The organism is Acidovorax sp. GW821-FHT09A11, assembly GCF_059418365.1.
This window is the reverse complement of the sequence record NZ_JBWKPS010000001.1, coordinates 853,372-862,567: the sequence shown is the minus strand read 5'-3', so window position 1 is coordinate 862,567 and position 9,196 is coordinate 853,372. Positions and strand designations below refer to the sequence as shown.

Annotated in this window: 9 protein-coding genes; 2 read left to right on the top strand and 7 right to left on the bottom strand. The window is 65.8% G+C overall.

The features are described 5' to 3' along the window. The 3 genes from istA to AC07PV_RS03935 all read right to left on the bottom strand — a co-directional run. Positions 1-665: IS21 family transposase (gene istA, locus AC07PV_RS03945; RefSeq protein WP_494629462.1), on the bottom strand; the 665-nt coding region annotated here is incomplete at its 3' end. Between the two features lie 613 nt (positions 666-1,278). Continuing rightward, entirely contained in the window at positions 1,279-1,764 is a 486-nt protein-coding gene (locus AC07PV_RS03940; protein WP_494629461.1) for a DUF2165 family protein, read from the bottom strand. Beyond that, positions 1,764-3,215, bottom strand: coding sequence for an MFS transporter (locus AC07PV_RS03935; RefSeq protein WP_494629460.1), 1,452 nt, complete (start codon positions 3,213-3,215; stop codon positions 1,764-1,766). The genes AC07PV_RS03940 and AC07PV_RS03935 overlap by 1 nt, the downstream gene beginning before the upstream one ends. Before the next feature lie 69 nt (positions 3,216-3,284). On the opposite strand from AC07PV_RS03935, the gene AC07PV_RS03930 reads away from it, so the two are divergent. After that, complete coding sequence (locus tag AC07PV_RS03930; RefSeq protein WP_494629459.1) at positions 3,285-3,953, top strand: helix-turn-helix transcriptional regulator; 669 nt, start codon at positions 3,285-3,287, stop codon at positions 3,951-3,953. Positions 3,954-4,251: 298 nt separating this feature from the next. Here AC07PV_RS03930 and AC07PV_RS03925 read toward each other — a convergent pair whose 3' ends face one another. Together AC07PV_RS03925 and AC07PV_RS03920 are read right to left on the bottom strand one after the other, a co-directional pair. Then, a complete protein-coding gene (locus tag AC07PV_RS03925; RefSeq protein ID WP_369644018.1) occupies positions 4,252-5,436 on the bottom strand; it encodes a serine hydrolase domain-containing protein in 1,185 nt (394 codons plus the stop codon). Positions 5,437-5,582: 146 nt separating this feature from the next. Beyond that, positions 5,583-6,530: a helix-turn-helix domain-containing protein gene (locus tag AC07PV_RS03920; protein ID WP_492255257.1), complete on the bottom strand. Its 948-nt coding sequence runs from the start codon at positions 6,528-6,530 to the stop codon at positions 5,583-5,585. 423 nt (positions 6,531-6,953) lie between these two features. On the opposite strand from AC07PV_RS03920, the gene AC07PV_RS03915 reads away from it, so the two are divergent. Continuing rightward, a complete protein-coding gene (locus tag AC07PV_RS03915; protein WP_255594675.1) occupies positions 6,954-7,673 on the top strand; it encodes an META and DUF4377 domain-containing protein in 720 nt (239 codons plus the stop codon). A 19-nt stretch (positions 7,674-7,692) separates the two neighbouring features. On the opposite strand, the gene AC07PV_RS03910 is transcribed toward AC07PV_RS03915, so the two are convergent. Together AC07PV_RS03910 and AC07PV_RS03905 are read right to left on the bottom strand one after the other, a co-directional pair. Continuing rightward, a complete protein-coding gene (locus AC07PV_RS03910) occupies positions 7,693-8,136 on the bottom strand; it encodes a helix-turn-helix domain-containing protein (protein ID WP_218295259.1) in 444 nt (147 codons plus the stop codon). A 100-nt stretch (positions 8,137-8,236) separates the two neighbouring features. Beyond that, a complete protein-coding gene (locus AC07PV_RS03905) occupies positions 8,237-9,148 on the bottom strand; it encodes a DMT family transporter (protein ID WP_218295258.1) in 912 nt (303 codons plus the stop codon). Positions 9,149-9,196 lie beyond the last annotated feature (48 nt).

Sequence of the window (9,196 nt, the reverse complement as noted above, 5' to 3'; positions counted from 1 at the left end):
GCAAAGCGCGCATTGACGTCGCGCTCCTTGCCACGGCGCACCCGGTCTACAGCGGTGCGCATGTTGTCGTAGATGCCGCGGCGGGGCACGCCACCCAGGACCACGAACGCATGGTTGTGGGCATCGAACAGCATCTCGTGCGTCTGCAGCGGATAGGCGCGCAGGTAGAACGCTCGGCTGTGGCTGAGCTTGAAGTGGGCTACCTGCAGCTTGGTGCGCACGCCGGCGAGAACAGCCCAGTCCTCGCTCCAGTCGAACTGGAAGGCCTCACCCGGACCGAAGGTCAGGGGAACGAAGGTGCCGCGGCCGGTGGTCTGCTGTGCAACCAGACGCTGCTCGTGCCAGAGGCGCGCAAAGGCCGCCACACGGTTGTAGGAGCCGCCATAACCGAGCGCCTGCAGATCCACGTACATCTGCTTGACGGTGCACCGCTGCTTGCGGGATCGGCCAGCTTCCGTCTTGAGCCAGCCGGCGAGCTTCAAGGCGAAGGGATCGAGCTTGGATGGACTGACTCGCTTGGCATAGTGCGGCTCGGCCTCGCCAGCGCGCAGGTACTTGCGGATGGTGTTGCGCGAGAGGCCCGTGCGGCGGGCGATCTCCCTGATGGACAGCTGCTCTCGCAGGGCCCAGCGCCTGATGACACTCAGTGTTGCCACGTCTATCACTCCTGGTCTCCTGCTGCTCAACAAAGCAGCAGGTTAGGGTTGGTACGTGGATCAGATTTGGATGGAAATCCTGGGGGTTAGTGGGTCACTTCTGCGTGGAAATCAACACTCTGTAGAAGGGGGTTCGCCATAGGGGAATCTGTACCCCGCCGGCTGCCCTCATCCATCGTTTTGTACCCCCGTGCCCCATCCAAGACACCGCCACACACTGGAAACCGCTAGTCTGTGGCGGTTTTCTTTGCCCCGAAGTGTCTTCGTAGGGTGCTGAGAATCGCACCGAAGTCGCACGCGAATCGCACCGATCAGGCGCTTCCCACAATGCGCAATTCGGCCTTGGGCTTCTGGTAGTCCTTGCGGATGAACTTTCCGCAGGTCCGGAACACCTCCACGTCTTCATGTCCCAACTGCTGGGCGGCGTACCAGGGGTTCTGGCCAGAGGTCGGCAGGGTGGAGGCAGAGGTGTGGCGAACTTGACAGGGGTTCCGGTAAGGTACCCCCGACCGCTTCAACGTCCTTCAGGCCGCCAGTCACCTCCGCTTCTGGCGTGCACTCTGTTGGGGAGCCTTTCCCAGTTTTCAGGCACCGATGGGCGGAGCACGTGGCACTGCCCCGCCTATGCCCACGCCATATTGAAGACAACAAAGGCAGCAGCCACCCAGATCAGCAGGGCGATGTGGGTCAGTTGCAGGCTCTGTTGCCGGATCCAATAGCCGAACCACAGCCCCCCGAGATGCATGGACAACAAGAACGCAGCGAAGGTGCTCAATGCCAGGTTCAGCCAGGGCCGGGCGGTGACCAGGTCGCCCACGGCGAGCAGTTGCCAGCAGCCCGCCCAGCACGCGGCTGCCGCCACGGTCTGCAGCGCCAGCACCCACAGCAGCGCGAATCGGTGAACGGCGGGCGAATCGATGGCCCGTGAAAGGAGTGGCGTGTCGATCGCGGGCTGCTGCTTCAGCGGCGCCATCGACATCGTTGCGCCGATGGCAGCTGTAGAGCCGCCAAGCGCGTGGCAGTTGTTGATGACGCTGATGGACAGCCAGATCGCCAGGCCCAAGGCATGGACCGCCAGGAACAGCTCCTGTGACATACCGGCCCCCATCACGAAATTCCTTGCTGACGGGTGATCCGGCGCGCCAGCAGTATGGCCACTGCGGGCGGCAGCGCGAAGGTGGCGAACAGCCACAGCGCGGCAGACTGTGCGCCCGCCGCGCCTCCTGGGCGGGTGAGCCCCGCTGCATTGGCCACAAGCCCTGCCATGGCCGCCCCGATCGCCATGCCATAGAGCTGCACCGTCGTGATGGCGGCCGACGCCGTGTCGGTTTCACCGGGCGGAGCGAGTGTCAGCAGGCGGGTGACCAGGTGCGGCCAGCCCATGCCCACGCCGGCGCCGACGCCTGCCAACGCCACACCGCAAAGCGCCATTCCTGCGCTCGCCGGCAGACCGGCGCCGGCAGGCACCAGCACCGCCAGGGCCAGCAGGGCGGCCGCGCACAGCATCGGTCCCGTGCGAAGCAGGCGCTCGGCGCGGGCTCCGGTGCATCCCGAAGACACCAGCGAGCTCACACTCCAGCCGGCTGCCATGGCGGCGGTGAGGTAGCCCGCGGCCAGTGGCGTCAGGCCCTGCAGCACCTGCAGAAAGTAGGGCACGAAGATCTCGGTGGTGGTGCCGATAAGCAGCAAGGCGATGCTCGCATAGACCGCTCCCAAAGGTGAGCGCAGCCGCGTGGCGCCCGAAGGCAGCAAGCGCACGGATGCCCGGCGATCCCATGCAATCGCCGCGGCGCCCAACGCCAGCCCCGCTGCGACACCCGCCCCCTGCACCATCAGTGCCGACGAGAGGCCGCCCACGGCGACCACCATCACCGATGCCATCAGCAACACGACCTGGGCCAAAGGGATGCCCGCCCGCGCAGGGACGGCCGCTGCCTGGGTGCGTGCAGGACGCAGCTTCAGGGCGGCCAGCAGCGCCTGTAGCAGCGCCACGGGTAACAGGGTCCAGAACGCCCATCGCCAATGTCCCGCCTGCGCGAACAGGCCGCCCACGGCCGGCCCGCACAGGGTGGCCACGCCCCACATGCCGGACACCAGGGCCACCGCGCGCGGCCACAGCGCAGGCGCGAAAACGATCCGTATCAGCGCATAGCTCAACGCGGCCAGTGTGCCGCCTCCCAGGCCCTGCACGCTGCGCCCGGCCAGCATCCACGGCATGGACGGCGCACCGGCGCAGATGGCCGAGCCGAGCGCGAACACCGCCAACGCCGCCATGCAGGCGTCGCGGGGCCCCGCCACACCGAGCAGCCGAACCGACAGCACGGCCCCCAGGATGGAGGCCACCACAAAGAGCGTGGTGCTCCAGGCGTACCAGTCCAGCCCTCCGATGTCCCGGACCACCGACGGCAATACAGTGGTCACGATGTGCACGTTGACCGCATGCAGCGCCACGCCACCGGTGAGGGCCAGGGCGAGCCAGCCATTCGTGCCGGTGAACAAGTCGCTCCAGGTGGCCGTTGAAACAGAAGGAGAAAGGGAAGGGGACACAGGAGAACTCATGGATTCACGGAGAAGGGAAAACGGGATGGCTTAAAATCCAAGTCATTCCTTGCATATTAGGTGGGTGCCATGCTTTATACAAGTAAAAACTTTGAAAATAAGGCAGATCTGCCGACGGCGGATCGCATCCTTTTTTTCATCAAGTCCAAGGGCGCCGCATCCACTGCCATGCTTGCGACGGCGATGGACCTGACGCCGGAGGCGGCCCGGCAGCAAGTCCAGAAACTGGTGGCGTCGGGATGGATCGAGGGGCGGCAGGAAGCGCTGCCTGGCGTGGGGCGCCCGCGCCAGAACTGGGTGCTGACCGAGGCCGGCAACGGCCGGTTCCCGGACACGCATGCGCAGCTGGCCGTACAGATGATCGGGTCGGTGCGCGCGTTGTTTGGCGAAGAAGGGATGGACCGGCTGATCGCGCAGCGCGAAGCCGAGGCGCGGGCCACGTATTTGCAGGTCTGCAAAGGCCGGACCCTGAAGGAGCGGCTTGAACAGCTCGCCACCGTTCGTACCGAAGAAGGCTACATGGCGCGTGTCGAACGTGACCGGAGCGGCTGGCTGTTGATCGAGGACCACTGCCCGATCTGCATCGCCGCGCGCACCTGCCAGGGTTTTTGCCGTTCGGAACTGCAGCTATTCCAGGAAGTCGCTGGTGCGGATGCCCGAGTCAGTCGTGAGCAACATCTGTTGGAGGGCGCGACGCGTTGCGTGTACCGCATCGTTGCCGTCAACCGCCAGTCCTGAGCGCTCTCAAGACACCTGCAAAGGTGAGATCGGCCTGCTGCAGGTGGAGTGTGGTCGTGAAAGCCCGGCAGTCCACGGGCTGCTTTTCCCGGTGGCTGCCATTCAGGGCTGACCCAAAAAAACACAGCCGAAGACTTGGCCTCGGCGGCTCGTCGGCAGGGGTGGATTTTTCAGTTTCGGCCTGGTGCATACCGCCTGCTCCTTGCTCCTTCCCAACGGCGGCATGCATTTCCTGTTTGCTGTTTGCCTACTTGGCCAGCGCCACCGTTGAGTGGCGCTGGCGGTATGACCTTGTCCGTTATCCCTTCCTTGTCCGGCGCAGGGCGTCGTAGACGCCTTTCTCGTAGGCGTACAACAGATCCATGACCCTTGCATCCGCGAAAGGGAAGGTCTGGGTCGCCAGCAGTCCGGCGATGCCGGTGTGCGGATCGATCCAGAAGAAACTGTTGGCCAGGCCGGCCCACGAGAGGCTGCCTGCGGGGCGGCCCGTAGGGGCTTCCTCTTCATTGATCTGGAATGCCAAGCTCCAGGTTTTTCGCAGGCCCGGGAAGAACTCCGCGTCAGCGGTCAGCGCGATGGCAGCCTTGAGCAGGCTCACTCGCGCGTTGCCGATCTGGTTGAGCATCAGGTGGCTGACCACCGTCTCCGGCTTCAGTACACGCTCGCCGTCTAGTTGGCCGAGGTTGAGCACCATGCGCATGAAGCGGGCATAGTCGCCTGCGGTGCTGTAGAGCGCGCCACCTCCCATGTGGAACTCGGGCTCCTGAGTGATCTCGAAAGGGAAGGGGGCAAAGGCGCCGTCTTCGCCGCGCAGGTGTACGCCGGCAAGGCGCTGGCGCATGTCGGGCGTGATATGGAAGCCCGTGCTGGTCATGCCCAGCGGCCCCCAGAGGTTCTGGTGCATGAACTCGCCCAGCGTGAGGCCGGTCACGGCCTCGACCATGCGGCCGGCCCAGTCGATGCCTATGCCGTACTCCCAACGCTCGCCCGGGTCGGCCACCAGAGGCAGTTCCAGCGCCTTCAAGCGGCAGTCGATGGTTCCGGGGATGCCGAGCGCCGCCTGCACTTTTTGCATGTCGGGGTTCCAGATCTCGTAGCTGCAGCCGGAATTGTGCGAAAGCAGATGCCGCAGCGTGATCGGGCGCTTCGGTGGGCGGGTGATCGGTTGCCCTTGCGCGTCAAAACCGGTCAACACCCCCAGCGCGCCAATGGCAGGCACCACACGGGAAGCTGGCGCATCGAGGTCCAGCAGGCCGCGCTCGACGCACTGAATGGCGGCTACCGAAGTAATCGCTTTGGTCATTGAAGCAATCCACAACACCGTGTCGGGGCCCATGGCCGCACCGCCTCCCAACTGGCGCTCACCGGCGCTTCCTTCGTACAGGATGCCGTCCCGATCGGCTACGAGAGCCAGTACGCCCGGTGCGTGACCTCGTTTCACGCCGTCGGCAAGAATTTCGTCGAGCGCATTTTTCATGTTCATGTTGTCTCCTGGGAATTTTTAGTCACTCGCTTCAACGCCGCAGCATTGCGGGCGTCAGCGAGGAAAGTCTAGGAAACGAAGTGCGCTGCGGCTGGCCGTATCACGCCAGGTCTCTGGCCGCCATGTGCCAGCGACGGCCTGCCTTGTCAGCGCAATGCATGCGCCCGGAAAGCCTGTGGCGTCATCTGGCGTTGCCGATGGAACTGGCGAGCGAAATGCGACGCATCGGTGAAGCCGCAGCGCCGGCCAATCTCGCCCACCCCCAGCCGGCGAAACCGCGGCTGAGCGAGCAGGCCCGCTGCGGCCTCCACGCGCAGGGTCATGAGCGTGGTCAGGTATCCCTGGCCTTGCGCGGCCATCGCCCGGTGCAGCGTGCGCAGCGACAAGCCGGCATCGGCTGCAACCTCTGCCGCTGTCAGCCCAGGCTGCATGAAACGGGCGCGCATGACCTGGAGGGACCGTTCGTAGGCCACCTGCATGGCGGGGCGCTGCGCACCATCGACATCGTCCAGCAGTGACAGCAGTCCTCCCAACTGGTCTTCGATCAACTCGTCCTGGGAGCAGGGTCGATCCACAAGGCCGCGAGGAACCAACGCCTCCTTGATGCCACGCAGCGCCAGCCCCCAGCCAGCGTCGCCCCGCAGCGGGCGTCCAATGAGCCGCGAAGGCTCGGGCAGCCACCGTTCAACCCAATCAATGGGCAGTTCGACCGACAGGTCGTCCAGGCCAGCGCCAAAGTCGAACTCGTAGGGTTCGCGAGAGTCGATGAGGATGGAATCCCCGGGCTGCAAAATGCTCGTGCGGCCCACGTGTACGGCGCGCCATGGAAGCTGGGGCTGCGATAGCAGGTAGTAGGCATTGCGCGGGCCGCGGGCTATCTCTGCGGCGGAGCGCAGGACCTTCTGCGGCGCACCTCGTGCTTGGTGCGGCAGGATGCAGTGAAGCGTGCAGCGCTCAATGCTGCCGAAGAAACCGTCTCGCTGCAGCGGCAAGGCGTCCATCTCCAGCACTTCGGCATGCAGCGCATCGCGCCAGCCCCGCAACCGCATGGATTCAGGCAGATTTTCCGACGACCAGGAGCTCAGGCTTCGCATCTCAGACCTCGGCGATTGATGGGCAAGCATAACGCGGCACCCACCGGCTTGGCCACCTGGCGCAAGTTGTGGGGCCCAGGAGTCGGCGTGGCCGACCGTCAAGCGACGGGCGGCTGGCAGCAGCGCCAGGGCGGCGCGAAAGGTGTTCCCGATGCCCACCAGGTCAAAGCCATGCAAGCCGTGACACCCCCCGGCGTGAACCAATTGGAAGCGCGGGCATCGAAGGTACTTTGCCGCCCTTGGCATGGCCTCTGTTCACGGCCCCGCAGCTTGCGTGCGGGCACTCCACCCATCAGAAATCAACCCTTTGCAATGACAACGAGACTTGATCACCCCTGGCTACCCCTTCGGGCTGCGACCACCTTCGCTGCAGCCCTGCTGCTGTCGGCGTGTGCCACGGTTGCACCACCTCCAAAAGCACCCATGCCAGAGCCTTTTCCGCCTGCCAGCCTGCCGGGCGCAGTGCAGTCCCATGTGTGGGATGTGACGTCCGCGGTGGACAGCCAGGGGCGGGCGGCCGCCTACTGGCGCCTGGACGGCCGCGCGCCCGTCCGGCTGCAGTTCGACAAGGGGCAGCTTCTGGTGCGCAACCTCTGCAATGCCGTGGGAGCCGCATACCAGCTCGACGGCCATCGCATCCAGCTGGCGCGTCCCACCAGCACGCTGCGCGCCTGCCCCGACAGCGCGCTGATGGCCCTGGAGCAGCAGGTGCTGGCCCAGCTGCCGGGTGCCCAGCGCCTGGATCTGCTGCCCGGCGGGGCATCACAGCCGCGCATGGTCCTGCACTTTGGCGACGGCAGCCGCTGGGAGCTGGCGGGCACGCCCACGCCGCAGACACTGTACGGCAGCGCAGGCGAACGACTGTTCCTGGAGGTCGCGCCCCAGCGGGCGGCCTGCAGCCACGGCGTGATGAAGGGCGCTCAATGCCTGCGCGTGCGCGAGATCCGCTATTCCGCTGACGGCGTGAAGCAGTCGGAAGGCCCATGGAGCCTGTTTTACGACGAGATCCAGGGCTTTGCCCACGAGAGCGGCACCCGCACGGTGCTGCGCGTGAACCGGTTCAAGCGCCAGAACGTGCCGGCCGATGCATCGGCCTACGCCTACGTGCTGGACATGGTGGTGGAGACGGAGACCGTGCGCTGAGGCAGGTTCTCGACTGACTTCAGGCGTGCCCCAGTTTTCGCCGGGCGTTTTTCGGCCCCATGCTCCGGAGGTCGTCAATGCGCGCCAGCTGCGCGGCCCGAGGACGCGCCTTGCCCGACTCCCACCGGCTCACGGACAACTGCGAGGCACCGAGCAACTGCGCCATCTGCGCCTGGGTGATGCCCAATGCGGCGCGCATCTGCCGGACGACCTCGGGGTGGAACTCCGCCTTCGACCCCTGTGCGATGGCCTTCTTGGCAACAGGCGGGGTTTCTTCCGCCACCGGGGGCTGACGCTTCGCAGCCTTGAGCTGCGAAGCGAGCGACTTGACTTCGCGTTTCAGGGCAGCGATCTCCGAGCGGTGGTTCGTGATCGCCTTGCGCATGCTCTGCAACTCAGGCTTGAGCTCCTTGCGCGCCATGCGCACGACTTCGGCCCGGAATGCGTTCGAGAAGGAATTCATGGGCGGATGGTACGTGATCTGCACGCACCCCGCAGGGCGCGACACTGACGACATGACCGGCTTGCACCGGCGGCCCGGGACGCATCTGGCAGCGACCGTGTCACGCAAACCTTCGCCCCACCACCACGGTCGCCACCACCGCCAGCGCAAACCCCAGCGTGGTGGCATCCACCGGTTCGCCGAGCAGCGGTATGGATGCCGCAATGGCAAAGAACGGCTGCAAGAGCTGTACCTGGCCCACGCGCAGCGCACCCCCCAGCGCCAAGCCACGGTACCAGGCAAAGAACCCGGCCCACATGGAAAACACTCCCACATAGACGAATCCCGCCCACGCAGTCGCCGACACGGATTGCGCGGGCCACAACAGGAAAGTGGCGGGCAACGTCACCGGCAGGGCCATCACGCACACCCAGCAGATCACCCGCTCGGCACCCAGTGCAGGAGTCACCTGCGCCCCGTAGACATATCCCACGGAGGCGGCAATGACGCCCCCGACCAGGAGCAGATCCGCGACCTCGAAGCCCAACCCATGGCCGCCAGCACTGTGCGCCCGCAGCGCCGAGAACGCCACCACCAGCGCGCTGCCCAGCAAGGCACAAACCCAGAACCCCGGGCGCGCGCGCTGGCGCAGCACCAAGGCGGCACACACCGAGGTGACCAGGGGCAGCAGGGCCGTGATCACTGCCGCATGGCCAGCCGTCACGGTGCGCAGGGCATAGGCCAGCAGCAAGGGATATCCCAGCAGGTTCCCCAGCACCGCCATCCCGAGCGGCTTCCACTGAACCCGGGTGGGCAAGGGCGGCCTGGTGAGCGCGAGAAACAGGACGGACAGCATGCCCGCAAGCGCGGCGCGCCCCAGCGTGACGAACCAGGGGGACAGCTGCGGCGCATCGGCCGTGCCGGTGGCCAGGCGCGTGGCGGGCAGCGTGATGCCAAAAAACGCCACGCCCAGCACCCCCAGCCAAAGACCTGCGGTCTCGCGCCGGATGGACTGGAATGCGGAAAGCTTCATCGGAAGGGGCACAGGATGGAAGGAGTCCGGTCGTCTCGACACACAACA

Coding starts and splice junctions, on each gene's coding strand:
- AC07PV_RS03935 (WP_494629460.1), bottom strand. CDS start 3,215: ATGAGTTCTCCTGTGTCCCCTTCCCTTTCTCCTTCTGTTTCAACGGCC.
- AC07PV_RS03910 (WP_218295259.1), bottom strand. CDS start 8,136: ATGAATTCCTTCTCGAACGCATTCCGGGCCGAAGTCGTGCGCATGGCG.
- AC07PV_RS03925 (WP_369644018.1), bottom strand. CDS start 5,436: ATGAACATGAAAAATGCGCTCGACGAAATTCTTGCCGACGGCGTGAAA.
- AC07PV_RS03915 (WP_255594675.1), top strand. CDS start 6,954: ATGCCAGAGCCTTTTCCGCCTGCCAGCCTGCCGGGCGCAGTGCAGTCC.
- AC07PV_RS03930 (WP_494629459.1), top strand. CDS start 3,285: ATGCTTTATACAAGTAAAAACTTTGAAAATAAGGCAGATCTGCCGACG.
- AC07PV_RS03920 (WP_492255257.1), bottom strand. CDS start 6,530: ATGCGAAGCCTGAGCTCCTGGTCGTCGGAAAATCTGCCTGAATCCATG.
- AC07PV_RS03940 (WP_494629461.1), bottom strand. CDS start 1,764: ATGGGGGCCGGTATGTCACAGGAGCTGTTCCTGGCGGTCCATGCCTTG.
- AC07PV_RS03905 (WP_218295258.1), bottom strand. CDS start 9,148: ATGAAGCTTTCCGCATTCCAGTCCATCCGGCGCGAGACCGCAGGTCTT.